This window comes from Kitasatospora sp. NPDC088742, from assembly GCF_055584905.1.
The window spans coordinates 40,058-64,123 of the sequence record NZ_JBVJLD010000048.1; the positions used below are offsets into that span (position 1 = coordinate 40,058).

Annotated in this window: 23 protein-coding genes and 5 tRNA genes; 13 read left to right on the plus strand and 15 right to left on the minus strand. The window is 72.6% G+C overall.

Features of this window, described 5'->3' with window-relative positions; translation table 11 throughout:
• Position 1: 1 nt before the first annotated feature.
• Positions 2–244 (minus strand): DUF3073 domain-containing protein, encoded by a 243-nt coding sequence (locus tag ACZ6ZR_RS29985; RefSeq protein WP_465647626.1) that lies wholly within the window; start codon positions 242–244, stop codon positions 2–4.
• 345 nt (positions 245–589) lie between these two features.
• Positions 590–1,750: a Glu/Leu/Phe/Val dehydrogenase dimerization domain-containing protein gene (locus tag ACZ6ZR_RS29990; protein ID WP_465647628.1), complete on the minus strand. Its 1,161-nt coding sequence runs from the start codon at positions 1,748–1,750 to the stop codon at positions 590–592.
• A 112-nt stretch (positions 1,751–1,862) separates the two neighbouring features.
• Between ACZ6ZR_RS29990 and ACZ6ZR_RS29995 the strand changes: the two genes are divergently transcribed.
• Both ACZ6ZR_RS29995 and bldC read left to right on the plus strand, forming a co-directional pair.
• Positions 1,863–2,750 carry a DUF8083 family protein gene (locus tag ACZ6ZR_RS29995; protein WP_465647629.1) on the plus strand — a complete coding sequence of 296 codons (888 nt, stop codon included), beginning with the start codon at positions 1,863–1,865 and terminating at the stop codon, positions 2,748–2,750.
• A 515-nt stretch (positions 2,751–3,265) separates the two neighbouring features.
• Positions 3,266–3,472, plus strand: a complete 207-nt coding sequence (gene bldC, locus ACZ6ZR_RS30000; protein ID WP_014137253.1) for a developmental transcriptional regulator BldC — start codon at positions 3,266–3,268, stop codon at positions 3,470–3,472.
• Between the two features lie 341 nt (positions 3,473–3,813).
• Here the strand turns inward: bldC and ACZ6ZR_RS30005 are convergent.
• Together ACZ6ZR_RS30005 and hrpA are read right to left on the minus strand one after the other, a co-directional pair.
• A tRNA-Asp gene (locus ACZ6ZR_RS30005) sits at positions 3,814–3,887 on the minus strand.
• A 105-nt stretch (positions 3,888–3,992) separates the two neighbouring features.
• A complete protein-coding gene (gene hrpA, locus ACZ6ZR_RS30010) occupies positions 3,993–7,967 on the minus strand; it encodes an ATP-dependent RNA helicase HrpA (protein ID WP_465647631.1) in 3,975 nt (1,324 codons plus the stop codon).
• A 175-nt stretch (positions 7,968–8,142) separates the two neighbouring features.
• On the opposite strand from hrpA, the gene ACZ6ZR_RS30015 reads away from it, so the two are divergent.
• The 3 genes from ACZ6ZR_RS30015 to ACZ6ZR_RS30025 all read left to right on the plus strand — a co-directional run bounded on the left by ACZ6ZR_RS30015 (position 8,143) and on the right by ACZ6ZR_RS30025 (position 10,539).
• The gene (locus ACZ6ZR_RS30015; RefSeq protein ID WP_465647633.1) at positions 8,143–8,952 is read left to right on the plus strand and encodes a class I SAM-dependent methyltransferase; all 810 of its coding nucleotides are present in this window, start codon (positions 8,143–8,145) and stop codon (positions 8,950–8,952) included.
• 118 nt (positions 8,953–9,070) lie between these two features.
• Positions 9,071–9,424, plus strand: coding sequence for a WXG100 family type VII secretion target (locus ACZ6ZR_RS30020; protein ID WP_465647635.1), 354 nt, complete (start codon positions 9,071–9,073; stop codon positions 9,422–9,424).
• Positions 9,425–9,465: 41 nt separating this feature from the next.
• Entirely contained in the window at positions 9,466–10,539 is a 1,074-nt protein-coding gene (locus tag ACZ6ZR_RS30025; protein ID WP_465647637.1) for a hypothetical protein, read from the plus strand.
• A 114-nt stretch (positions 10,540–10,653) separates the two neighbouring features.
• On the opposite strand, the gene ACZ6ZR_RS30030 is transcribed toward ACZ6ZR_RS30025, so the two are convergent.
• The 4 genes from ACZ6ZR_RS30030 to ACZ6ZR_RS30045 form a co-directional block, all read right to left on the minus strand.
• A tRNA-Phe gene (locus ACZ6ZR_RS30030) sits at positions 10,654–10,727 on the minus strand.
• Positions 10,728–10,754: 27 nt separating this feature from the next.
• Positions 10,755–10,828: transfer RNA gene (locus ACZ6ZR_RS30035), tRNA-Asp, on the minus strand.
• Positions 10,829–10,880: 52 nt separating this feature from the next.
• Positions 10,881–10,953, minus strand: a tRNA-Glu gene (locus ACZ6ZR_RS30040).
• Positions 10,954–11,061: 108 nt separating this feature from the next.
• A complete protein-coding gene (locus tag ACZ6ZR_RS30045) occupies positions 11,062–11,403 on the minus strand; it encodes a metallopeptidase family protein (protein ID WP_465647679.1) in 342 nt (113 codons plus the stop codon).
• Positions 11,404–11,501: 98 nt separating this feature from the next.
• Between ACZ6ZR_RS30045 and crcB (ACZ6ZR_RS30050) the strand changes: the two genes are divergently transcribed.
• The gene (gene crcB, locus ACZ6ZR_RS30050) at positions 11,502–11,936 is read left to right on the plus strand and encodes a fluoride efflux transporter CrcB (RefSeq protein ID WP_465647639.1); all 435 of its coding nucleotides are present in this window, start codon (positions 11,502–11,504) and stop codon (positions 11,934–11,936) included.
• Positions 11,933–12,286 carry a fluoride efflux transporter CrcB gene (crcB, locus tag ACZ6ZR_RS30055; protein WP_465647641.1) on the plus strand — a complete coding sequence of 118 codons (354 nt, stop codon included), beginning with the start codon at positions 11,933–11,935 and terminating at the stop codon, positions 12,284–12,286. Before crcB (ACZ6ZR_RS30050) ends, crcB (ACZ6ZR_RS30055) begins: the two co-directional genes overlap by 4 nt.
• 234 nt (positions 12,287–12,520) lie before the next feature.
• Here the strand turns inward: crcB (ACZ6ZR_RS30055) and ACZ6ZR_RS30060 are convergent, their stop codons facing one another.
• Positions 12,521–13,033: a hypothetical protein gene (locus ACZ6ZR_RS30060; RefSeq protein ID WP_465647643.1), complete on the minus strand. Its 513-nt coding sequence runs from the start codon at positions 13,031–13,033 to the stop codon at positions 12,521–12,523.
• Positions 13,034–13,279: 246 nt separating this feature from the next.
• Between ACZ6ZR_RS30060 and ACZ6ZR_RS30065 the strand changes: the two genes are divergently transcribed.
• Together ACZ6ZR_RS30065 and ACZ6ZR_RS30070 are read left to right on the plus strand one after the other, a co-directional pair.
• On the plus strand, positions 13,280–15,649 hold the full coding sequence (locus tag ACZ6ZR_RS30065) for a DEAD/DEAH box helicase (RefSeq protein WP_465647645.1): 2,370 nt from the start codon (positions 13,280–13,282) through the stop codon (positions 15,647–15,649).
• A gap of 102 nt (positions 15,650–15,751) precedes the next feature.
• Entirely contained in the window at positions 15,752–16,567 is an 816-nt protein-coding gene (locus ACZ6ZR_RS30070) for a TIGR02452 family protein (protein ID WP_465647647.1), read from the plus strand.
• Between the two features lie 7 nt (positions 16,568–16,574).
• Here ACZ6ZR_RS30070 and ACZ6ZR_RS30075 read toward each other — a convergent pair whose 3' ends face one another.
• The 4 genes from ACZ6ZR_RS30075 to ACZ6ZR_RS30090 form a co-directional block, all read right to left on the minus strand.
• Positions 16,575–16,886 carry a hypothetical protein gene (locus tag ACZ6ZR_RS30075; protein WP_465647649.1) on the minus strand — a complete coding sequence of 104 codons (312 nt, stop codon included), beginning with the start codon at positions 16,884–16,886 and terminating at the stop codon, positions 16,575–16,577.
• 79 nt (positions 16,887–16,965) lie between these two features.
• Positions 16,966–17,676: a tyrosine-protein phosphatase gene (locus ACZ6ZR_RS30080; RefSeq protein WP_465647651.1), complete on the minus strand. Its 711-nt coding sequence runs from the start codon at positions 17,674–17,676 to the stop codon at positions 16,966–16,968.
• 88 nt (positions 17,677–17,764) lie between these two features.
• The gene (locus tag ACZ6ZR_RS30085) at positions 17,765–18,517 is read right to left on the minus strand and encodes an SDR family oxidoreductase (RefSeq protein ID WP_465647653.1); all 753 of its coding nucleotides are present in this window, start codon (positions 18,515–18,517) and stop codon (positions 17,765–17,767) included.
• Positions 18,518–18,587: 70 nt separating this feature from the next.
• Positions 18,588–19,814 (minus strand): DNA glycosylase AlkZ-like family protein, encoded by a 1,227-nt coding sequence (locus ACZ6ZR_RS30090; RefSeq protein ID WP_465647655.1) that lies wholly within the window; start codon positions 19,812–19,814, stop codon positions 18,588–18,590.
• Between the two features lie 190 nt (positions 19,815–20,004).
• Between ACZ6ZR_RS30090 and ACZ6ZR_RS30095 the strand changes: the two genes are divergently transcribed.
• Both ACZ6ZR_RS30095 and ACZ6ZR_RS30100 read left to right on the plus strand, forming a co-directional pair.
• Positions 20,005–20,676 (plus strand): DNA polymerase beta superfamily protein, encoded by a 672-nt coding sequence (locus ACZ6ZR_RS30095; protein ID WP_465647657.1) that lies wholly within the window; start codon positions 20,005–20,007, stop codon positions 20,674–20,676.
• A 133-nt stretch (positions 20,677–20,809) separates the two neighbouring features.
• A tRNA-Lys gene (locus ACZ6ZR_RS30100) sits at positions 20,810–20,882 on the plus strand.
• Positions 20,883–20,964: 82 nt separating this feature from the next.
• On the opposite strand, the gene ACZ6ZR_RS30105 is transcribed toward ACZ6ZR_RS30100, so the two are convergent.
• Both ACZ6ZR_RS30105 and ACZ6ZR_RS30110 read right to left on the minus strand, forming a co-directional pair.
• Positions 20,965–21,525 (minus strand): hypothetical protein, encoded by a 561-nt coding sequence (locus ACZ6ZR_RS30105; RefSeq protein ID WP_465647659.1) that lies wholly within the window; start codon positions 21,523–21,525, stop codon positions 20,965–20,967.
• Between the two features lie 93 nt (positions 21,526–21,618).
• Positions 21,619–22,785 (minus strand): helix-turn-helix transcriptional regulator, encoded by a 1,167-nt coding sequence (locus tag ACZ6ZR_RS30110; RefSeq protein ID WP_465647661.1) that lies wholly within the window; start codon positions 22,783–22,785, stop codon positions 21,619–21,621.
• A gap of 154 nt (positions 22,786–22,939) precedes the next feature.
• On the opposite strand from ACZ6ZR_RS30110, the gene ACZ6ZR_RS30115 reads away from it, so the two are divergent.
• Both ACZ6ZR_RS30115 and ACZ6ZR_RS30120 read left to right on the plus strand, forming a co-directional pair.
• Positions 22,940–23,116 carry a hypothetical protein gene (locus ACZ6ZR_RS30115; protein ID WP_465647663.1) on the plus strand — a complete coding sequence of 59 codons (177 nt, stop codon included), beginning with the start codon at positions 22,940–22,942 and terminating at the stop codon, positions 23,114–23,116.
• Positions 23,117–23,121: 5 nt separating this feature from the next.
• Entirely contained in the window at positions 23,122–24,033 is a 912-nt protein-coding gene (locus ACZ6ZR_RS30120) for an ABC transporter substrate-binding protein (RefSeq protein WP_465647665.1), read from the plus strand.
• The last annotated feature ends 33 nt before the right edge of the window (positions 24,034–24,066 follow it).

The following is a 24,066-nucleotide window of genomic DNA, read 5'->3' on the forward strand; positions in this document are numbered from 1 at the left end:
GTCAGCGACGACCGGGCTGACTGCCCGAGTCCGCTTCTTCGTCGTCGTAGTCGTTGTAGCGATCCGCGTACGCCGCGTACGGGTCGTCGTCCTCCTCGACCGGCTCCGGCTTGACCGGAACGGGCGGTGGAGGTGTCGATACGCCCAACTCGCTGGACAGACGGTTGGCGTCGAACCCGCCGCTGTTGTACTTCAGCTCGCGGGCGACCTTCGTCTGCTTGGCCTTGGCCCGGCCGCGCCCCATGGGTCGACCCCCTCAACGATGGGGCTCATGGCCCCGAGTCTGACACGTATCCATGATCGGGTGCGGTCCTGCCCGAAGTGGGAGAACCGTCCCTTGGAGCATTAACGGTACCTGTTTCCGTCGCCGAACGGTACGTCGCCCGTGTGACGTGGCGCGCACCGAAGCCCCCCGAAACCAGGTCCGTCCAGGTCACGTGGGGGTTTTCGGGCTTTCGCAGGCCGTTCAGAGCCTGCCCAGGTCCGTTGTTCCGTGACCGATTATCCCCCGGCAGGGGGCCCAGGATCGCCCGATCGGGCTACCGAACGAGAATCCGGTTCCACATCGTGACCCTGGGCCCCGGGCGGGTCAGCCCCGGCGGGCGCCGGGCAGCAGCACCGAGCGGAGCGCGCTGATCTCGCGCATCCGCTTCTCGGCCAGGCGGTCGGCCGCCACGGCCGGCGGGACGCCGTCGGAGGCGGCCCGGGTGAAGATCTCCAGGGTGGTGTCGAAGATCTTCGTGGCCTTGTTCTTGGCCCGCTCGAAGTTGAAGCCCTCGATCTCGTCGGCCACCTGGATCACGCCGCCGGAGTTCACCAGGTAGTCGGGCGCGTAGAGGATGCCGCGGCCGGCCAGGTCCTTCTCCACGCCGGGGTGGGCGAGCTGGTTGTTGGCCGCGCCGCAGACCACCGAGGTGCCGGCCGCGCCGAGGGCGGCGACGGTGTGGTCGTCCAGCGCGCCGCCGAGCGCGCAGGGGGCGTAGACGTCCAGCCGCGAGCCGAGCAGGGCCGCGGTGTCCGCGACCACCTCGACGTCCGGGTGGGCGGCCCGGACCCGGTTGACGGCGGCCTCGGAGACGTCCGTGACGACCACGGTGGCGCCGTCCGCGACCAGGTGGCCGACCAGGTAGTGGCCGACCTTGCCGACGCCCGAGACGCCGACCCGGCGGCCGCGCAGGGTGGGCTGGCCCCAGCGGGCCTGGGCGGAGGCGCGCATGCCCTGGAAGACGCCGAAGGCGGTGAGGATGGAGGAGTCGCCGGCGCCGCCGTGCTCGGGCGAGCGGCCGGTGACGAACTCGGTCTCGCGGGCGATCACGTCCATGTCCTGGACGTAGGTGCCGACGTCGCAGGCGGTGATGTAGCGGCCGCGCAGCGACTCGACGAAGCGGCCGTAGGCGCGGAGCATCGCCTCGTTCTTGACCTTGTTGGGGTCGCCGATGATGACGGCCTTGCCGCCGCCGAGGTCGAGGCCGGCCAGCGCGTTCTTGTAGCTCATCCCGCGCGAGAGGTTGAGCGCGTCCTCGAGCGCCGCCTCCTCGGAGGCGTAGGGGTAGAAGCGGGTGCCGCCGAGGGCCGGGCCGAGGGCGGTGGAGTGGATGGCGATGATGGCCTTCAGGCCGGAGGAGCGGTCGTGGCAGAGGACGACCTGCTCGTGGCCGTCGCCGGGGGCGCCGTCCTGCTCGGTGCGGAAGATCCTGCTCAGCACGCCGGGTGCGGGGTGCGGGGCGGACGCGGTCTGTACGTCGGTCACTGTGGTGACTCCAGTATCTGTGGCCCACTGCTGTGGTGTGGGCGCCTGTCCGGAAGCCTAGCTCCGGCGGGGGTGCCCGAGCTGCCCCCCTGCGAGGGTCCGCCGTGCGACGATGCGAGGCGTGACCGCCGTGCGCACATCAGTGCTCCCGCCCTACGCCGCGCACCTGCGCGTGTACGAGCCGCTGGCCGCCTACGCGGGGCCGGAACGGACCCGCTGGCAGTCCTACGCGGCCCGTTACGGGCCGGACGCGGCGGAGCCCGGGCAGACGGTGGCCCCGGCGGTGCTGGCCGAGCAGCGCGGGGCACTGGCGGAGCTGCTCTCTCGGACGCCCAGGCCGCTGCCGGAGCGGGAGAGCGAGCGGGCCTTCGTGCGGGTGGTGGACGGGGTGACGTACGTCTGCCCGTGGGCCACCAGGATGCGCAGCTGGCAGGCGCTGGAGGAGCTGGCCGAGCAGCTTCCGGCCTCGCTGCTGGACACCGTCCTGCCGCCCGCCGTGCGGGCCGCCGCGCAGGCCGACGGGGAGCGCTGGCGGGCCGAGCACCCGGACGCCCGGCCGTGGATCCTGACCAGCCGCTGGGAGGTGCCGGTGCGCTGGTTCCTGCCGTTCGGCACCGAGGACCGCTGCCACCTGCCGGCCGAGCCGGGCGGGGCGCCGGCCGCCCTCTTCTACCTGACGCCGATGGCGCAGGCCCGGCGCCGGGTGGCCCGGGGCTACCGGGCGCTGCGCGAGCGGGTGCCGAGCGCGGCGCTGGCGGGCGGGGTGGAGGAGCTGGGCCGCTGGCTGGAGGAGTTCCACCCGCGCTCGCTGGTGGAGCTGGACTACGGCGGCCTGGTGCACCTGATCGGTGCGGCGGCGCTGGCGGAGGAGGACTCGGTCGGGGAGATCGAGGCGGGGGTGGCCGCGCTGCGGGCCGGGGACGGGCGCGAGGCGGCCCGGATGTACGAGTCGGTGACGGAGCGCTGGCGGCGGGTCCACGCACTTCGGTACGCCAGCTGACGGTAGGTCAGGCCCCGGAGCGGGCAGAGGTGTCAGCAGGACAGGTGATGATGGTTGGGACCTTTGGTGCCGACGGTCGGGACCAAGGTCCCGGTTCGGGTCAATACCCCGCGAACGTGACACTACTCACCGTTGACGCTTACTTACGCCTATGTGTAAAAATGGGACAACCAGCCCAAGTTCACTCAGGTGTGTCCACTTTTGGGTGGATCTGACGGCAGTGCGCTCTTTGCGGGGAATCAGTTGGGTCTGGTCCCTCATAACCGCTTGTCACCGATTGGTGACTGTCCGTTATGAGGTGGTCCATGGCCATCCGTTGCACTTGAACCCGTGAGGGGTCAATTTTGGCGGTTTGGCCGATGGGGCTGGACGAATGGTGTAGTTGTAGACACCAGGACAAGCCGTTCGTCCTATTACCGACTCGGCCCGTCTATGCCATTTCGGGCATCGCGGGCCAAGGTGCAGAATTTGAAGGATAGAACCGCCCTGGTTCGGTTCTCCCGAGGAGGCCGCTCATGACCGCTCGTACCCCTGACGCCGAGCCCCTGCTGACGCCGGCAGAGGTCGCCACCATGTTCCGCGTGGACCCGAAGACGGTCACCCGCTGGGCCAAGGCGGGCAAGCTCACGTCCATCCGCACCCTCGGCGGCCACCGCCGGTACCGCGAGGCGGAGGTGCGTGCCCTGCTGGCCGGTATTCCGGCGCAGCGTACCGAGGCCTGAGAGGGGCCCACAGGGGCCTTTAAAGACGTTCACCGCAAGGGGCCGTGTGCCTGACTCCGCCGGGTCAGGGATGCGGCCCCTTCGGCATGTCCGGAATCGGCTGTTCCTATTGGGGCGCGTGTGGGTGGGGGGAAATGGGGGTAATTACATGTGCAATTTTACATATTAAATTAGGTGCCTCTTGGAGGGGGGCTGGAGTGTCCGGCCTCAAGAAAAGATAAGTGACGACGGTCACAGCGTCGTTACCTTGTGGTCTAGACCTGCCTGACATAGCGGCTGACGCCGGGTCAGGGGAACGCGAAGAGGCCCGGAACCTTACGGCTCCGGGCCTCTCTGTACTGCGATCCTGACGGGACTTGAACCCGCGACCTCCACCTTGACAGGGTGGCGAGCTAACCAACTGCTCCACAGGACCAGGATGTTGCTTGGTCGATCTGTCTTGTTCGCCTGCTCCCGCTTGCGAACAAGACAGATCGTACTGCATGTGCGGGGCCGAGGTAAAACCGGCTCCGCGAGGCCGCTACGGCGTGCTCGCCGCGGCCTCCATCGCCTTGAGGATCCGCTTCTCCGAGACGGGCGTCGGGGTGCCGAGGCCTTGGGCGAAGAAGCTGACCCGGAGCTCCTCGATCATCCAGCGGACCGCCCGCAGGGCTGCCGAGGGCTCCTGGCCGGCCGGGACCTTGGCGAGCTGCTCGCCGTAGGCGTCCTGGAGCTGGTGGACCTTGGACAGGTGCTGGAGGTCGCGCTGCGGGTGGTTGGGCAGCGCCTCCAGGCGGCGGTCGACGGCCAGCAGGTAGCGCTTGAGGTCCGGCAGGCGCTGCCAGCCGGTGTCGGTGACGAAGCCGGGGTGGATCAGCGAGGCCAGGTGCAGGCGGACGTCGTTGACGGCGGTGAGCAGGACCGGGCTGGAGACCGACTTGAGCCGGGTGGAGGCCTTGTGAAAGGCGATCAGGGCGGTGGCGGTCTTCAGGGTGGTGTCGGCGGCCAGCTCGTACAGGTCGGCCCGGACCTTGTCGTAGAGCTTGGTGAAGGCGGCCTCGTCCCAGGCCGGGCCGCCGTGAAGGGTCATCAGACGGTCGGTGGCGGCCGAGACGATGTCCTCGAACAGCGCGGGGACCGAGCCGTGCGGGTTGTGCGAGAGGGCCAGCTTGGCCTGGTTCCCGAGGCGGCCCTGGATGGACTTGGCGGGGGAGTTGACGGTCAGCATCAGCAGCCGCCGGGTGCCCGCCCACATCGCCTGCTGCTGGGCCTCGGGGGTGTCGAAGAGCCGGATCGCCACCGAGTCCTTCTCGTCCACCAGCGCCGGGTAGGCGCGCAGCGAGTGGCCCCGGGAGCGCTGCTCGAAGGTGCGCTGGAGCACCGGCAGGTCCGCGGGCCAGGAGGTCAGGCCGGTGCGCTCGATGCCCTGGCCGGAGGCGGCCGAGGAGAGGGTCTCCTTGAGCTTGGGCTTGAGCTTGAGGCGGAGGTCCTCGAGGTCCTTGGACTCGGCCAGCTTCTTCTTGCCGTCCACCACCCGGAAGGTGATCCGCAGGTGGTCCGGGACGCGCTCGTCGTCCCAGGCCTCCGGCGGGATGGTGATGGCGCTCATCCGCTTGAGGATTCGCTCCAGGGTCGGCAGCAGCGGCTCCTGACGGTCCTTCACCTGGCGCAGCGCGGCGGCGGCGAAGTCCGGGGCGGGCACGAAGTTGCGCCGGATCGCCTTGGGCAGGGCCCGGATGTACGCGGTGACCAGCTCGGCCCGCAGGCCGGGGATCTGCCAGTCGAATCCCTCGGCGGTGACCTGGTTGAGCACCGGGAGCGGGATGTGCACGGTGACGCCGTCGGCGTCGCTGCCGGGCTCGAACTGGTAGGTCAGCTTGAACTTCAGCGCGCCCTGCTGCCAGTAGTCCGGGTAGTCCGCCTCGGTGACGCCGCCGGCCGCGTCGTTGATGAGCATCGACTTCTCGAAGTTGAGCAGGTCCGGCTGGTCGTGCCGGGCCTTCTTCCACCAGGAGTCGAAGTGCCGGGTGGAGACGATCTCCTCGGGCAGCCGGGCGTCGTAGAAGTCGAACAGGGTCTGGTCGTCCACCATGATGTCGCGGCGGCGGGCCCGGGCCTCCAGCTCCTCGACCTCGCTGAGCAGCTTGCGGTTCTCGGCCCAGAAGCGGTGGTGGGTCTCCCAGTCGCCCTCGACCAGGGCGTTGCGGATGAACAGCTCGCGGCAGAGCTCGGCGTCGATCCGGCCGTAGTTGATCTTGCGCTGGGCGACGATCGGCATCCCGTAGAGGGTGACCTTCTCGAAGGCCATCACCGCGCCGGCCTTCTTCTCCCAGTGCGGCTCGCTGTAGCTGCGCTTGATCAGGTGGCCCGCCAGTGGCTCGACCCACTCGGGCTCGATCTTGGCGTTCATCCGGGCCCACAGGCGGGAGGTCTCCACCAGCTCGGCGGACATCACCCAGCGCGGGGGCTTCTTGAACAGGCCGGAGCCCGGGAAGACCGCGAACCGGGCGCCGCGGGCGCCGCCGTACTCGCGCTTCTCCACGTCGTACAGGCCGAGGTGGGAGAGCAGGCCGGTGAGCAGCGCCTGGTGGATCCGGTCGGCGTCCGGCTCGACGTCGTCATGAGGCTCGTCGAAGGTGACGCCGAGCTGCTTGGCGACGGTGCGCAGCTGGGTGTAGAGGTCCTGCCACTCCCGTATCCGCAGGTAGTTGAGGAACTCGCTCTTGCACATCCGGCGGAACGCGGAGGAGGACAGCTCCTTCTGCTGCTCCCTGACGTACCGCCAGATCGCCAGGAAGGCCAGGAAGTCGGAGGTCTCCGAGTTGAACCGGCGGTGCTTCTCGTCGGCGGCCTGGCGCTTCTCGGCGGGGCGCTCGCGCGGGTCCTGGATGGAGAGCGCGGCGGCGATCACCATCACGTCCCGGGCCACGCCCAGGCGGTCGGCCTCCAGCACCATGCGGGCCATCCGCGGGTCCACCGGGAGCTGGGCCAGCTTGCGGCCGAGCGGGGTGAGGCGCTTGCGGTGGTCCTTCTCGTCCGGGTCGATCGCACCGAGCTCGTGGAGCAGGTTGACGCCGTCCTTGATGTTCCGCGAGTCCGGCGGGTCGAGGAAGGGGAAGGCGGCGATGTCGCCGAGGTTGGCCGCGGTCATCTGGAGGATGACCGAGGCGAGGTTGGTGCGCAGGATCTCGGCGTCGGTGAACTCGGGGCGGGAGAGGAAGTCCTCCTCCGAGTAGAGCCGGATGCAGATGCCGTCCGAGGTACGGCCGCAGCGGCCCTTGCGCTGGTTGGCGCTGGCCTGGCTGATCGCCTCGATCGGCAGGCGCTGGACCTTGGTGCGGTGGCTGTAGCGGGAGATGCGGGCGGTGCCCGGGTCGATCACGTACTTGATGCCGGGGACGGTCAGCGAGGTCTCGGCGACGTTGGTGGCCAGCACGATCCGGCGGCTGTTGGAGCGCTGGAAGACCCGGTGCTGCTCGGCGGAGCTCAGCCGGGCGTAGAGGGGGAGGACCTCGGTGAACTTGAGCTTGAGCTTGTTGAGCGCGTCGGCGGTGTCCCGGATCTCGCGCTCGCCGGAGAGGAAGACCAGGATGTCGCCCGGGCCCTCGGCCTGGAGCTCCTGGGCCGCGTCGCAGATCGCCTGGATCTGGTCGCGGTCGCGGTCGATCTCCTCGCCGTCCTCGTCCTCCTCCAGGACCGGCTGGTAGCGGACCTCGACCGGATAGGTACGGCCCGAGACCTCGATGATCGGGGCGTCGCCGAAGTGCTCGGCGAAGCGCTCCGGGTCGATGGTCGCGGAGGTGATCACGACCTTGAGGTCGGGGCGGCGGGGGAGCAGCTGCTTGAGGTAGCCGAGCAGGAAGTCGATGTTGAGGCTGCGCTCGTGGGCCTCGTCGATGATCAGGGTGTCGTACTGGCGCAGGTCCCGGTCGGTCTGGATCTCGGCCAGCAGGATGCCGTCCGTCATCAGCTTCACCAGGGTGTTCGGCCCGGCCTGGTCGGTGAACCTGACCTTCCAGCCGACCGCCTCGCCGAGCGGGGTGTCCAGCTCCTCGGCCACCCGCTCGGCCACCGTGCGGGCGGCGATCCGGCGCGGCTGGGTGTGGCCGATCAGGCCCTTCACGCCACGGCCGAGCTCCAGACAGATCTTCGGGATCTGGGTGGTCTTGCCGGAGCCGGTCTCGCCCGCGACGATCACCACCTGGTGGTCGCGGACGGCCGCCAGGATGTCGTCCTTCTTCTGACTGACCGGCAGCTCGGCGGGGTAGCGGATGACCGGCACCGAGGCGCGGCGCTGGGCCATCCGCTGCTCGGCCCGGTCGATCTCGGTGACCAGTTCGGCCGCGATGGCCTCCCGGGCCTCGGCTTTGCGGACTCGGCGGGCACCGTCCAGGCGGCGGCCGATCCGCTGCTGGTCACGCAACGTCAGCTCGGGCAGCCGGGCGGCCAGCTCCCCGATGCTGGGCGCCTTCGGGGCCTCGGCGGGCTGGGCTACGGGAGAACTCACTGCGGACATCCCTCTAGGTTCGCAAGGAGGAGCGGGCGGGCGCACCTCGGTTTTCGAGCCCCTCCAGTGTCACAGACGGTCCGCCACACCCTCCGCCCGCACGGGCCGCCGCGGTGGGATGGAGCCGGATGGGGCCGGGCTGCGTCCCTTTCGGGTGGACCATCGACCGACGGTAGGAGCAGGTGTGCAGGACTTCGACGTGCACGAGCGGCGGATGTGGGGCGGCGACGGGGTGGCGCGGGCGTACTCCCGGGGGTTCGCCGGGCTCTGCGCCGGGGCACTGCCCGCGCTGCTGGCGGCGGCCGGGGCGGGGCCGGGCGTGCGGCTGCTGGACGTCGGCACCGGCACGGGCAACGCGGCGGCGGCCGCCCTGGCGCTGGGCGCCCGGGTGACGGCGGTGGACGCCGAGCCGCAGATGGTGAAGGCGGCCGCCGAGCGGCTGCCGGAGGTGCCGGTGTCGCTCGCCGAGCTGCCGGAACTCCCGTTCGCGGACGGAGAGTTCGATGCGGTGGTGGCCAACTTCGTGGTCAACCACGTGGCCGATCCGGTGGCCGCGCTGGCCGAGCTGCGCCGGGTCGTGCGCCCCGGCGGCCGGGTGGCGGTGACGCTCTGGCACGCGGAGGGGAACCGCGCGATGGACCTGTTCAACCGGGCGCTGGACGCGGAGGGGGTGGAGCGCCCGTCCTTCCCGCCGGTGCCGGTGGCCTTCGAGCGCACCCCCGAGGGCCTGGCCGGGCTGCTGGCGGAGGCGGGCTGGGCGGAGCCGCACGGCCGGGAGCTGGCCTGGACCCACCGGGCGGACCCGGAGGACTGGTGGGCCGGCCCGGCCGGCGGGGTGGCCAACGTCGGTCTGGTGGTGACCGGCCTGCCGGCCGGACGGGCGGCCGGGCTCAAGCGGGAGTACGACCGGCTGGCGGCGGAGGCGGCCGGCCCGGACGGGCGGCTCGCGCTGGAGGCGGTCGCCGTGCTGGCCTCCGGGGTCCGCTCGTTGTAGGCAGTGCCGGCGCGGCGCCGCGGACCCCCTGCGGGCTCCACGGTGGCAGGGTGGTCCGATAGCCTTTTGACGGATTGTCATCCTTTTCTTTTCGACGTGAGGTTCCGGGGGAGCGGCTTTGAACTTCTTCAGCGAGGCATGGGACGACGCCGTCGGGCTGGTCAGCTCGGGCGCCAAGTTGGTCAAGGACATCGTGATGGCCCCGGCCGAGATCGCCCGCTGGGCGCTCGGCGAGATGTTCGGCGGCGGCGAGGACGAGCTGAACCAGATCGCCGCCGAACTGGCCCAGCTGGGCAAGGAGTTCGACAAGCTCGGCACGGACGTCAACACCGCGCTGGGCCACCTGACCTGGCACGGGCCGGCGGCCGACGCCTTCGTCAACCACGCCCAGGGCCGGGTCCGCGAGATCTCCGGGGTCGCCGACGAGCTCGAAGGGCTGAGCCAGGCGGTCAAGCGGCTCGCCAGCTTCTGACCGACAGCGCATCCACCAGGACGACAGGGGGTACGGGGACCATGGCCGGTGAGCAGTTCGGCGTCCAGTTGCAGGAGCTCGGCAAGATCCAGAAGGACTGGCAGGAGACCAGCCGGAGGATGGCGGAGCTTCAGGCGAAGCTCGGGAAGATCCAGTCCACCCTGGCCAAGGCGGTCGCCGTCGACCTGTCGGTCAGCCCGCTGGCCGGCATAGCCGGCTTCGCCGTCGCGTACGACGTGCTGAGCGACGCGAAGGAGGTGGAGAAGCGGGCTCGGCACCTGATGGAGACCAAGGAGAAGCTCAGCCAGGGCATCGCCCAGGACGCCGAGAGGATCAAGTCGGTCATCAAGGAGTACACCGAAGCGGAGCGGAAGGTGCACGACGAGATGAAGGACAAGGAGAAGAAGCAGCCCCCCGCCCCCACCGAGATCGCCGGCGCCGGCGACAAGGGCAGCGGGAACGGCGGCGGCGGTGGTGGCGGCACCGGCGGTGGTGGCGGCCACGGGAGCGGTGGCGGCGGCGGGGACGGTGGCGGTGGTGGCGGCAGCACCCGCCCCGACGGCAACGGCGACCACGGCAAGTACAAGGACCACACCACCGGCGACAAGAACGTCCGCTACATCAACGGTGACAGCTGGGAGGACTGGGCCCGCGGCAAGGACTCCTACGGCAAGCACCCGCACAACGGCGAGGGCAAGGGCGCCCTGGTCCGTCCCAAGCTGGAGGGCCTCTCGGACGAGCGGCACGACATCCTGGAACGGGCCATGAAGCGCGTCGACATGAAGCTCGGCTACAGCCAGGGCGCCATCACCGACCACTACCGGGTCGACTGCTCCGGCTTCGTCAGCGCGGCCTGGGGCCTCGACCCCGGCTCCTACGGCGGGCTCAACACCACCGCCCTGATGGACCCGAGCGTCTCCGAGAAGATCGGCAAGAACGACCTCAAGCCGGGTGACGCCCTGATCAACGGCGACCACACCATCCTCTTCGGCGGCTGGGCGGACGAGTCCCACACCAAGTACATCGCGATCGAGAACGCCAGCCGCTCCGGCACCGTCTCGCGGGTGGCCACCATGGGGACCGAGTACGGCTTCTACCGCCGCAAGGACCTCTGACGCACCCTCAGCGACCGCGCCACCCCGGCCGGGGCCCTTCGGGGCCCCGGGGCCGGAGCGGGGTGACGGGCAGACAGAAGAGCCCCGGAGCTGCTGCTCCGGGGCTCTTCGCTGTGGCCAGGGCCGGGGTCGAACCGGCGACCTTCCGCTTTTCAGGCGGACGCTCGTACCAACTGAGCTACCTGGCCGTACTGCACCGTCCCTCGCGGGACGAGCGATCCTGACGGGACTTGAACCCGCGACCTCCACCTTGACAGGGTGGCGAGCTAACCAACTGCTCCACAGGACCTGGTCGGACTGACGTCCGTTCTTGCTGCACTGACTGTACTACGGGTACTGCGTGCCCCCAACGGGATTCGAACCCGTGCTACCGCCTTGAAAGGGCGACGTCCTGGGCCACTAGACGATGAGGGCTTGCGGCCCGTCCGGGTGACTCGCACCGGTCGGGGACGTGAGAAGCATATGGGATGCCGGTCGGGAACGCCAAAACGGTTACGGCGGCGGTGTGGGCGGGTCGCGAGGTCAGGACCAGCCGAGTTCGTGCAGCTCGTGGTCGTCGAAGCCGAAGTGGTGGGCCACTTCGTGGATCACGGTGGTGCGGACCTCGGCGACCATCTCCTCCCGGGTGTCGCACATCCGGAGGGTGGGGCCCATGTAGACGATGATCCGGTCGGGCAGCACCCCGGCGTACCACTCGCCGCGCTCGGTCAGCGGCGTGCCCTCGTAGAGCCCGAGCAGGTCGGGGTCGGAGGGGTCGGGTTCGTCCTCGACGAAGACCGCGACGTTGTCCATCATCGCCGCGAGCTGCGGGGGGATCTGGTCCAGGGCATCGGCGACCAGAGTCTCGAACTCGTCCCGGTTCATGTCCACCGGTCCATTGTCGGGCGTGGGGTGACGGTGTGCCAGGTCATCCGCGACGGTGGTTCGCCGGGCTCGCGGCGTGTCGGTGATTCACTGGGGTGGTGCGGGTGAGGGTGTCGAGGCGGGAGTGGCGGCAGGGCGAGGGTCCGGTCGTCCTGGCGGTCGCGCTCGGCGGGGTGCTCGGGGCGCTGGCCCGGTACGGGGCCGGGCTGCTCCGGCCGGCGGCGGAGGGGGCGTTCCCCTGGACCACCTGGTGGATCAACGTGCTGGGCTGCGCCGTGATGGGCGTGCTGATGGTTCTGGTCACCGAAGTGCGGCAGCCGCACCGGCTGGTCCGGCCGTTCCTCGGCACCGGGGTGCTCGGCGGCTTCACCACCTTCTCCGCCTACGCGCTGGACGTGCACCGGCTGGCCGAGGGCGGCCGGCTGCCGCTCGCGGCGGCGTACGCGGCGGCCACCCTGCTGGGGGCGCTGGCTGCGGTCCGGGCCGCGGCCGGGCTGACCAGGTGGGCGGCCGGCCGGGGGAGGGTCTCGTGAACTGGCTGCTGGTGGCGGCGGGCGCCCTGGCCGGCGCCCCGCTGCGGTACCTGACGGACCGTACGCTGCGGGCCCGGTACGGGCCGGCGCTGCCCTGGGGCACCTTCGCGGTGAACGTGGCCGGCTCGCTGCTGCTCGGGCTGGTGGCCGGGGTCTGCGGCGCCCGGGGGCAGCTGCTGCTCGGCACCGGGCTCTGCGGGGCGCTCACCACCTACTCGACCTTCTCCTGGGAGACGCTGCGGCTGGCCGAGGCCGGGCCCCGGCGGGCGGCGGTGCTGAACGTGCTCGGGACGCTGGTGGCCGGGCTGGCCGCGGTCTGGGCCGGGGCGGCGCTGGCGGGGGCGTTCTGACGCCGGGCGGCCCCGGCCGGCCCGTACGCGCGTTCGTTCGGTGACGGGGCGGCAGGTGCTGTGGCGCACGGGTGTTCTGACGGTCGGTCGGATGCCGGTGCCCTGGAGCGGCGTTCGGGAGGTGCCCGTGTCCTGGCCGTCCGGTGCGCGTTGGTCACCGCAGGTGGACCGGGCGCGGCGGGTGCCGCGCCGGCGCGTGCCGCCGAGCAGGGGAGGTGCCCAGGTGACGGCGGATCAGATGGCGGGCCAGGGTGCGCGGATGGCGCGGGCGGTCAGGGTGGCCCGCGCGGGGGCGGTGCTGGCGCTGGCCGGGGCGGGGATGGCCGGCTGCATGTCGGTCGGCGGCTCGCCCTCCTCGGACGCCCAGGTGACCGGGCGCCCCGCCGGCCAGACCGGCGCGCCCGGGAAGAGCGGGGGCGGGACGCACGCCCCGGGGAAGCCGGTGCCCGGCCAGCGGTCGGAGCACGGCGGGGGCGCGAGCGCCCCGGCGCAGGCCGGGGCGCCCGGGGCCACGCCCGGCGCGGAGGCGCCCGGTGCCAGCCAGCCGGCCCCCGTGCCGGTGGCCGTGGCGGTCGGGAGCGTCCAGCCCAGCCCCGGTGCCCCGGCCGGCTCGCCCTCACCCTCGCCCTCCAGGGCCGGTGGCGAGCACGGCCAGCCCAGCCCCTCGCCCACGGCCGCTCCCTCCCCGACCGCCGAGCCCAGCAGCAGCCCCACGCCACCGGCGGCCTCGCCCACCGCGGACCCCACGCCGACCGACCCCGGAACCACTGCCCCCAGCCCCAGTCCGGCTGGCTGATACCGGCCTGGCCAGCAGATTTGCCTTTGATCCGGAGGTTCCCGTATGGTGGTAGATCGTTACTTTGATCCATTTGATTGGCGCCCTATTTCCATCTGGCGCCCTTGGCGCGTTCCGGCGATCCGTGGCTGACCGCATAGAGGCGGTTGTGAACAGAACCCCGGACTTTGGCGCGTGCCACTTCCGGAAGGTTTTGCATGTCTCTCGTTGACGACGACCGCTTCAGCATGCCCGCGAACGGTTCGGACGCCTCCGACACCGCCTCCCTCGAGACCGAGGTCGAGGCCACCGACTCCATCGACACCCCCGACGACGCCATCGACACGGTCGACACCGTCGAGGCGGACACCGAGGCTCCCGCCGAGCCCACCATCACCTTCGGTGACCTCGGTCTGCACGACGACGTGGTGCGTGCGCTGGCCAAGCGCGGCGTCACCACCCCGTTCCCGATCCAGGCCGCCACCATCCCGGACGCGCTGGCCGGCAAGGACGTCCTCGGCCGTGGCCGCACCGGCTCCGGCAAGACCCTGAGCTTCGGCCTCCCGCTGCTGACCCGCCTGGCGGGCGGCGAGCGCACCAAGCCCAAGCACCCGCGCGGCCTGATCCTGGTGCCGACCCGCGAGCTGGCCATGCAGGTCGCCGACGCGCTGGAGCCGTTCGGCTCGGTGCTCGGCCTCAAGCTCAAGGTCGTCTGCGGCGGCACCTCGATGTCGAACCAGATCTACGCGCTGGAGCGCGGTGTCGACGTCCTGGTCGCCACCCCCGGCCGTCTGCGTGACCTGATCAACCGCGGCAGCGCCAAGCTCGCCGAGGTCGAGACCGTGGTCCTCGACGAGGCCGACCAGATGGCCGACATGGGCTTCCTGCCCGAGGTCACCGAGATCCTCGACCAGGTGCCGGCCGGCGGCCAGCGCCTGCTGTTCTCCGCCACCCTGGAGAACGAGATCGACTCGCTGGTCAAGCGCTACCTGAAGAACCCGGTCACCCACGAGGTCGACCCGTCGGCCGGCGCGGTCACCACCATGACCCACCACATCCTCGTGGTGAAGCCCAAGGACAAGGCGCCGATCACCAACGCGATCGCCGCCCGCAAGGGCCGCACCATCATCTTCGTCCGTACCCAGATGGGTGCCGACCGGGTCGCCGAGCAGCTCATCGAGGCCGGCGTGAAGGCCGACGCGCTGCACGGCGGGATGACCCAGGGCGCCCGTACCCGCGTCCTCGGCGACTTCAAGGACGGCTACGTCAACGTGGTCGTCGCCACCGACGTCGCCGCCCGTGGCATCCACGTGGACGGCATCGACCTGGTGCTCAACGTGGACCCGGCCGGTGACCACAAGGACTACCTGCACCGCTCCGGCCGGACCGCTCGCGCGGGCCGCTCCGGTGCCGTCGTCACCCTGGTGCTGCCGCACCAGCGCCGCGGCGTCTTCCGCCTGATGGAGGACGCGGGCGTGGACGCCTCGCGCCACATCCTGGACCACGCCTTCGACGCCGAGGTCGCCAAGATCACCGGCGCCCGCTCGCTGGTCGAGGTGCAGGCCGAGTCGGCCTCCGGCATCGCCGGTGCGGCCGAGCGCGAGGTCGCCGAGATGACCCGTCAGCTGGAGCGCGCGCAGCGCCGCGCCAACGAGCTGCGCGAGGAGGCCGACCGTCTGGCCGCCCGTGCGGCGCGCGAGCGGGCCGAGCTGGGCATCGAGGACGAGCCGGTCGTCGAGGCCGAGGCCGAGGCCGGCGAGGCGTCGGAGGGCGTGGTCGTTGAGGCCGCCGCCGCTCCGGCCGTCGAGGCCGACCGCGCCCCGGCCTACCGCGAGGCGCGCAACGAGCGTCCCTCCTACGGTGACCGGGACCGCGACAACCGTGGTGGTGGCTTCAACCGCGACCGTGACGACCGTGGTGGCCGTTCCTTCGGTGGCGACCGCGACCGCGCCCCGCGTTCCGGTGGTTTCAACCGTGACGACCGTGGCGGCCGCCCGTCCTTCGGCGACCGTGACAACCGCTCGGGTGGCGGCTTCAACCGCGACCGTGACGACCGTGGTGGCCGTTCCTTCGGCGGCGACCGCGACCGCGCCCCGCGCACCGGTGGTTTCAACCGCGACGAGCGTTCGGGTGGCGGCTTCAACCGCGACCGTGACAACCGCTCGGGTGGTTTCAACCGTGACGACCGTGGCGGCCGCCCGTCCTTCGGCGACCGTGACAACCGCTCGGGTGGCGGCTTCAACCGCGACAACCGCTCGGGTGGCTTCAACCGTGACGAGCGTTCGGGTGGCGGCTTCAACCGTGACCGCGACGACCGCGGCGGCCGTTCCTTCGGTGGCGACCGTCCGTCCTTCGGTGGCGACCGTGACAACCGCTCGGGTGGCGGAAGCCGTCCGTTCGTCCGCCGCGACGACCACCGCGCCGGTGGCCGTCCGCAGGGTGGCTTCAACCGTGACGACCGTGGCGGCAGCCGTCCGGCCTTCGGCGGCGACCGTGACAACCGCTCGGGTGGCGGCTTCAACCGCGACCGCGACAACCGCTCGGGCAGCTTCAACGGCGGCGACCGCAAGCCGCGTTGGAAGAGCTGACGCCGGTTAGACCCTGAACGGGCCCGCTCCACTTCGGTGGGGCGGGCCCGTTCGCGTATATCCGGGTGACGGCGGGTCAGGTGTCCCCTAGCGTCGGGCGGTATGAGCAGCAGACTGCACCAAGTCGCCGTCGTGAACGAGGAGATCGCCGCGAAGGGCGGGTACCGGCCGCCGGGGAGCGGGGAGGACGTCGAGACCGGGGCGGCGCTCGCGGCCGCGCGGGCCGGCACCGTCTCGTACGGGCCGGACCAGGGCTTCGCGGGGGAGGGGCCGTTCACCGGGGTGGTGGAGGTGACCGCCGAGGGCAGCATGGCCGCCGCCGAGCGGCTCTCCGTACCGGGCGGCGGGGGCCCGGTGGCGGTGCTCAACTTCGCCTCGGCGCGCAACCCCGGCGGCGGCTACCTGCGCGGCGCCCGCGCCCAGGAGGAGGACCTCTGCCGGGCCGCCCTGCTCTACCACTGCCTGCTGGCCGCCCCCGACTACTACGAGGCGCACCGGGCCTCCGACGACCTGCGCTACAGCCACCGGGTGATCTGGTCGCCCGAGGTGCCGGTGATCCGGGACGCGCAGGGCACGCTGCGGCCCGACCCGTACACCGTCTCCTTCCTCACCTCGCCCGCCCCCAACGCCGGGCAGCTGGCGCGGCGGGCCGAGGGCGGGCGGGTGGACGTGCGCGAGGTGCTGGTGGAGCGGGCCCGGCGGGTGCTCGGGGTCGCGGCGGCGCACGGGGTGCGGGAGTTGGTGCTCGGGGCCTGGGGCTGCGGCGTCTTCGGCAACGACCCGGCCGAGGTCGCCACCGCCTTCGAGCAGGCCCTGGCCACCCACGGCGCCCCCTTCACCCGAGTGGTCTTCGCCGTCTGGGACCGCACCCCGGTCTCCGCCAACCGCACCGCCTTCGAGGCCCGGTTCGGCGCCTGATCCTCCGTCAGCCGCGCTTGGCCACCGCCCCGGCCACCACCGAGGCGGTGGCCACCACCCCGGTCACCGCGAACACCGACGGCCAGGCCCCGATCCTCTTCGCCAACGGGTGCGAGCCGCCGAACGCCACCACGTACAGCCCGGTCAGCCCGGCCGCCACCGCGGCCCCGGACTGCCGCTTCCACCCCACGGCCGCAGCAGCCCCGGCCGCCGCCAGCACCGCCCCGCCCAGCTCCCGCCGCCCGCTCCACCGGGCCGCCCCGTAGCCGCCGATCAGACCGGCCGCCGCGACCGCCGTGCTGGTGGGGAACTTCGCCATGCCGCTCAACTCCTGGGTCCTGGAAGGGGGTACGCCGGTTCAACGTCCGGCGGTCGGGGCGGGTGCCCGGCCGTCCGGGTCAGCCGCGCAGCAGGGCGGTGACGGTGGTGAGTTCGGCGGAGGTGACGCCGTGGGATTCGAGGTAGGCGGGGAGGGAGCCGTGGGTGGTGCGGAGGTGGGTGAGGGCGAGGTGGAGGAGTTCGGGGGCGACGGGGTGGGAGCGGTGGCGGGTGCCGTGCTCGTCGTAGTAGTAGACGGGCTCGTCGGTGTCGAGGCCGAGGTGGGGGTTGGAGCGGACGAAGTCGGTGAGGATCTCGGCTTCGGGGAGGCCGGCCAGGGACTGGAGGACGGCGATGGTGAGGCCGGTGCGGTCCTTGCCGACGGCGCAGTGGACGAGGGTGGGGCGGGCGTCGGCGGTGGCGAGGTGGCGGACGGTGGCGGCGATGGAGGGGCCGCCGAGTTCGGCCATCGCGCGGTAGGTGCCCTCCATGGTCTTCGGCCAGGTGAAGTCGGCGTCCTGGTCGGGGAGGAGGGGGTGGTGGAGGTCCTCGAGGTCGAGGTGGTGGTGGAGGTCGGGCCAGGCGGCGCGCTCGGCGGTGGTGCGGAGGTCGATGACGGTGCGGAGGCCGAGCGCTTCGAGCTGACGGGCGCCCTCGGGGGTGAGGGTGTTGAGGGAGGCGGAGCGGTAGAGCAGGCCGGGGCGCAGGCCGGCGACGCCTGCGTCGCGGAAGTTGCGGACGTCGGAGACGGTGAGGGCGGGCGGGGCGGCGTCGAACTCACGAGCGGTCATGGGTCGTACCGTAGCGGCCGGACGGCACCTGGTAGCGGTGCTATCCGGGTGCGGGCCGCGGTGGGGAGGGGCCGGGAGGGGCGGGGGCTCAGCGGCCGCCGGCCACGTCGAGGAAGGCGCCCGTGACGTAGGAGGCGGCGGGGGAGAGCAGGTACAGGATGGACTCGGCGACCTCCTCGGGCCGGCCGCCGCGGCGCATCGGGAGCTGGGGGCCGACCCGGTCGACCCGGCGGGGTTCGCCGCCGAGGGCGTGGATCTCGGTGTGGATCAGGCCGGGGCGGACGGCGTTGACCCGGATGCCCTCGGCGGCGACCTCCAGGGCGAGGCCGGTGGTCATGCTGTCCAGGGCGCCCTTGGAGGCGGCGTAGTCGACGTACTCGTTGGGCGAGCCGGTCCGGGAGGCGGCGGAGGAGACGTTGACGATCGCGCCGCCCTGGCCGCCGTGCCGGGTGGACATCCGGCGGACGGCGGCGCCGGCGCACAGGAACGGGCCGGTGATGTTGGCGGTCCAGATCCGGGCCAGCCGCTCCTCGTCGAGGTCTTCGAGGCGGCACTGCTGCTCCAGCGTGCCGGCGTTGTTGACCAGGGCGGTGAGGGCGCCGAGTTCGCGGTCGACGGTGGTGAAGAGCCGCTCGACCTCGGCGGTGCGGGTGACGTCGGCCCGGACGGCCAGCGCCGTGCCGCCGGCGGCGGTGATCCGCTCGACCACGGAGGCGGCGGAGGCTTCGTCGGAGCGGTAGTTGACGCAGACCCGGTAGCCGCGTTCGGCGGCCAGCAGGGCGGTGGCGGCGCCGATGCCACGGCCGGCGCCGGTGATCAGGATCACGTTCTCGTCGCTCATGGGGCGACGGTAGTCCATCGGGCGGGTGCGGGCGGTCGGCGGGGTTAGCAGGCGGGGTCAGCAGGCGGAGTCAGCCGGCGGACGAGGCCGAGGCCGCTGCGGCGGCGGCTGCTGCGGCTCGGATGGCGGCGATCTTCGGGGCCCGGCTCTTGGGCGAGTCCAGACTGAACCCCCGGGCGTCGCCGAGCTGTTCACGGATGAAGCGCTCGGTGCGGTCGACCGCCGCGCGCAGCGACTCGTCGGCCGGGACGAAGGACAGGTGCGCGATCTCCTCCCGCTCGGTGTCGTACTCCCAGATGCCGACGATCCGGCCCCGGTCGAGGATGACGTGGCTCTGCGGGTCGGCCTCGGTGCCGAAGACGCGGCCGCCCTTGGCAGTGGGGGAGGGGCGGGCGGCGTCGGCCGGGTCGAGCAGCCGGGGGAGGTCGCGGTGCAGCAGGTGGATGTTGTCGATCCCGGCGAGCAGGGTGTGGTGCGGGGTGGCCGGGGCGGTGAACTCCTTGAACTCCGCGGCGAGTTCGGCGGGGAGGAGGAGCTCGGTGCCGGGTAGCGGGGTGAGGTCGAGCGGGGCCAGCGCGGCCTTGGCGGTGGCGGCGGTGAAGCCGGAGAACCAGCGGAAGTGCTTCACCGAGGCCGGGGCGGCCCAGGCGAAGTACCGCTCGGCCAGTTCGGCGGCCGAGCCGACCACCGGCTGGTCCCAGGCGGCGTAGGAGTAACGCTGCTGGTCCAGACGGCCGTTGAGCGGCACCCGGCGGATCAGGCCGCGCGCCTGGAGCAGTCCGAGGGCCAGCGGCAGGGTGGTGGCCTGGCCGCGCTTGCGCCCCGCCTCGCCCAGGCTCCGGGAGGCGCCGCCGACCCCGGTGCGGATTGCCGACGGCTCCAACGGTCCCTCCTGGGTGAGGAGCTGAGTGATCGCCAGGCAGAGCTTCTCGATCTCGTCCCTGGTCACGCCCAGATGCCGCTCGGCCGCCGCCAGCTCGCCATCCGGGGCGCCCGCGCCGGCGGCCAGGCCGAGCGCGAAGTCGGCGGCGGGCAGCACGTAGGTGCAGCCCCGGGCGGAGGGCAGCTCGTGCAGCTCCAGCGCGGCGACCGCCCCGTCCACCGCCTCCCGGCCCAGCCCCGCCCGGGCGAACAGGCCCAGGTACGGGGCCGCGCCGCCGACCGAGCGGGCCCAGCCGGTGGCGGCCAGCACCTCGGCGGGGGCGGCACCGGCACGCGTCCCGTCCAGCCACTGCCGGTGGGACCACCAGGCACGGAGCTTCTCGATCGGGGCGGGCGGGGGCTCGGGGTTGGCCATGGGGTCAGTATCGGCGCGCGGCCCGGCGGCGGCCGGGAGCGGGGGTCCGGGCGGGTCGCGCCGCCCGCCTCCGGGGGCCGGGCGGGTTGCGCCGTCGTCTCCGGGGGCCTCGGATAACCGTTCGACTCCGGGTGCGGGCCGACACCAGACTGGACTGGCCCGCACCCCGCCGCCGAGGAGGCGACCCACCGTGCACGTCCTGCTCTCCGGCATCGTCGGTTCCACCGCGTACGGCCTGGCCCACGCCGGCTCCGACCTCGACCGGCTCGGCCTGTTCGCCGCGCCCACCGAGGAGTTCCACGGCCTGCACCGCCCCGCCGAGTCGCACGTCACCACCGCGCCCGACCGCACCCTGCACGAGGCGGCCAAGTGGTGCCGCCTCGCCCTCGGCGGCAACCCCACCGCCTCCGAGCTGGTCTGGCTGCCCGAGGAGCTGCACGAGGTGCGGACTGCCCTCGGCGAGGAGCTGATCGGCATCCGCACCTCCTTCCTGAGCACCCGCGCGGTCCGCAACTCCTACCTCGGCTACGCCACCCAGCAGTTCCGGAAACTGACCACCCGTGACCCCGCCGACGCGGCGAGCCGCGCCCGGGCCGCCAAGCACGCCCGCCACCTGATCCGGCTGGTCCGCCAGGGCGTCACCCTGCACGAGACCGGCCATCTGGAGATCCGGCTGCCCGATCCGGAGGCCGTCCGCGCCGAGGCCGAGCGGATCGCCGACGACGCCTCGCTGGCCACCCCCCTGCTCTCCGACGCCGAGGACCGCTTCGCCCGCCCCGGCGTCCTCCCCGAGGCGCCCGACGAGGCACCCGCCGAGGCCTGGCTGCGCCGCGTCCGCGCCGCCCACCTCACCCCCGCCTGACCCCCTTCCCGACCAGCCACCTGACGGACCACCAGCGCGAACCGCCCGGGGGCAAACGGGTGGCGGCCGCTGAGGCATCACCGGGTAGGATCACCGTGGCAGTGCCCAGGTACCACGGTGGCGCGGGCCGAACGGGCCGCTAGCTCAATTGGCAGAGCTGCGGACTTTTAATCCGTAGGTTCAGGGTTCGAACCCCTGGCGGCCCACCCGACACGAGGTGACACCTCGGAGGATGGCAGTGCCCCGGCCGGTGTTCCGGCCGGGGCACTGCCGCGCTCGGGGTCCTGTCTACCGCCCGGTGAGCGAGAAGCGGAAGAAACGGGAGTAGGAGAGCGCGCGCTGGTCGGCCTTGGCCGTGGCGATCGCGGCTTCGATGGCGGCCAGTTCGTGGTGGGCGTTCTGGATCCGCAGGGCGCGGTGGCTGAACTCTTCGCGCTTCTTGAGTGCCCGTTCGGAGGCGGCGGTCGCGTCCGAGGTCAGCCGGTCCAGATCCATCCGCAGCTTCTGGTCGGCCTGGAGGACGGCTTGGGCAGCGTCCGCCGTGGCGGTGTTCCGCTGGATGGTGAGCTGCTGCCGGCGCTGCTGGAACCCGGCTTCGATGCTCTGTCGCCGTGCTGCCGGGAGCGAGACCGTACAACGGGCTTCGGCCGCCTGGATCTGGCGTTGCCGCCAGTTGGCCAGCGTCCTCGCCTTGGCCTCTCCGATGCCGCGGACGTTCACCTCCTGGCCGGTCGGCAGTGTGATGAGGGCCCGGGTGTTCTGGTAGCCACCACTGGTGGAGCTCACCAGCCGGTAGCCGGTGAAGTCCGCCGCCGTGACGATGCCCCTGGTCCGCAGGTCGGCCTTCAACTTCTCGCCGATGCCGGAGAGTTGGGCATCGGCGATGCGTCTGCGGCGTAGGTCCGCCTGGATGACCGGGTACCACTGATCGGGAGGTCCGGCTCAGGGCCTCGGGCGGGCCGGGGCCGGGATGGTCTGGTCGAGCCAGCCGAGTTGGGTGGCGATGACGCCGGCCTGGAAGCGGCTGTCGGCGCCGAGGCGTTGGGTGATCTCGGCGACCAGGCGGCGGACGGTGCGTTCGGAGACCGCGAGCCGGCGGGCCATGGCTTCGTCGGTGAGGCCGGAGGCGAGCATCCGGAGGATCTCGTGGTGGCGCTCGGTGAGGTCCGGGTCGGGCGCGGTGGGGCCGGTGTGGGTGGGGGCGAAGTCGGCGGACAGGGACCAGCAGTGCTCGAAGAGCTGGCGGAAGACCGCGACGAGCTGTTCGCCGTGGACCACCAGGGCGGCGATCTCGTCCGGGACGGCGGGGGCGGGGAGGACGGCCAGGGAGCCGTCGACCAGGATCATCCGCATGGGGAGGGTCTGCGCGGTGCGCACCCTGGCCCCGGCCCAGGAGAGTTCGGCGAGGTAGCCGTGGAGGGCGGGGGTGGCGGCGGAGGAGCCGAGGTGGACGGAGCGGATGGTCACGCCGCGCTCCAGGAGGAGCTTGTCGCGGGAGAGCCCGGCCTCTAGCATCTCGCGGGCCACCGGGGGGCCGGGGTGCAAGGAGAGGAAGTCCGAGCGGGCGCGCCGGACGACGTCCTCCAGCATGGCGGTGACCCGGGCCGGGCCTATCACCAACTCGGTTGCGGCGCCCGAGAGTTGGTCGGCGTGCAGTGGGTGGAAGTCGGTCAGCAGCCGGGCCAGGGTCTGCCGGGCGGCGGCCGCCTCGGCCAGCCGGGTGGCGACGCGCTGCTCCTCGTCGGCCAGCAGCCGGCCGATCGCGCTGGTCGGCGAGAGCGTGGTCCAGCCGCTGGGGGTGGTCGCCGCCGGGGCCAACAGGCCCATGGTGTCGAGGAGTTCGATGGCCCGGACGAAGCGGTCGTCGTCCCAGCCCAGCCGGGCCCGGGCCGGGGACGGGTCCCACTCCGGGTCGGCCAGCGCGCGGCGGTAGATCTCGCGGGCGTCGGCCATGGTGGTGCTGTCCTCGGCCAGGGCCGCCGTCAGGGTGCCGTAGTCCTCGGCGAGGGGGGAGTAGGACTGGTCGGCGCCGGTGGGCCGCCTGTCCCGGTCGGCCGTCCGGCGCTGGTGGGGCGGGGTGGCCGCCTTCTGAGCGCTCTGCTGGATCACCTGAGTAAGTGTCCGCGACCGGTCGTGGCCTGTACAGGAAAGGCGTACGTACTGTTCCAAGTCGCGGTGGCGGGCGAGGATTGACGTACCGGCAGGCGCACGGCGCTGAACAGGCCGGATTCCCTGACGAATGGTCCGACGAGGAGGCGTTGTCATGTGGCGAACTGACCTACTGGGTGCCGTTCTCGGTCAGAAGCACGGTACCTCCGGCCCGACCGGCACGTCCGGTGCCGGACGCGTGCTGGTCCTGGCCGGGCTGCTGCTGAGCACCGTCCTGCTGGCCGGCGCGCAGCTGGCGGAGCCGGTGCGGTCCTCGGCGATCTGGGGTTAGCCCGGATGGAGTTCGCGAGAGCGGGCGGCCCGGTGGGCGGCCCCCGGATCGCACTGGTGCTGCCGGCCACCGGCCCCCGGGCCGCCTGGGGCCGGACGCTGCGGGCGGTGGCCAGGGGCGGCACCGGACCGGCGATCGATTGGGTGCTGCACGACGAGTCGGCGGCACTGGACGGGGCCCGGCGGGTGGCCCGCAAGGTGGTGGAGAGCGGCGGGTACCGGGCCGTGGTCGGCCACCTGGGCAGCCGGGGCGCGGCGGCCGCGCTGCCGCTCTACCGGGCGGCGGGGCTGCCCTGTCTGCTGCCGGTGACGGCTCTGCCGGCGGGTGCGGGACACCCGGGTGGCGGGCCCGACGGGCGGCCGCTGGCGCTGAGTTGGGCGCCGGACGAGGCCGGTCAGGCCAAGGCCCTGCTGGCGGCGCTGGATTCGCTGGGCGCCGCCGGGGTCGGGGTGCTGACCGACGGCAGCGCGTACGGCTACCGGCTCGGGGTCCATCTGCTGGGGGCCGACTCGCCCGGCAGGCCGGTCCGTACGGTCGGCCCGGTGGGACCGGTGCCGTCCTCGCTGCGCACCGTGGTGGTGGCCGCGCGGTTCCACCGGGCGGCCGAACTGGCAAGGGGGCTCAGGGAGTCCGGGTACACCGGGCAGCTGGCCTTCCCCGACGACTGTGAACTGGCGGAGTTCGCCCGGCTGGCCGGTACGGCCGCGGCCGGGGCGCTGCTCTGCCGCCCGGCCGGTGGCCGGGCCCCGAGGGTCCGGGCCGCACTGGCCGCGCTGGCCGGTGCCCTGACCGACCGCCCCGGGGTGACCGGGGCCGACCTGGCCGCGGCGGTGCGGGAGCGCTCGGCGCTGCTGCTGGACACCGCCGGAGCGCCGGTCGCGGACAGCTGGCAGGTCGTCAGGATGACGGGCTGCTGAGCCGGTCACGGCCGCCGGCTCCCTCCCCGCACC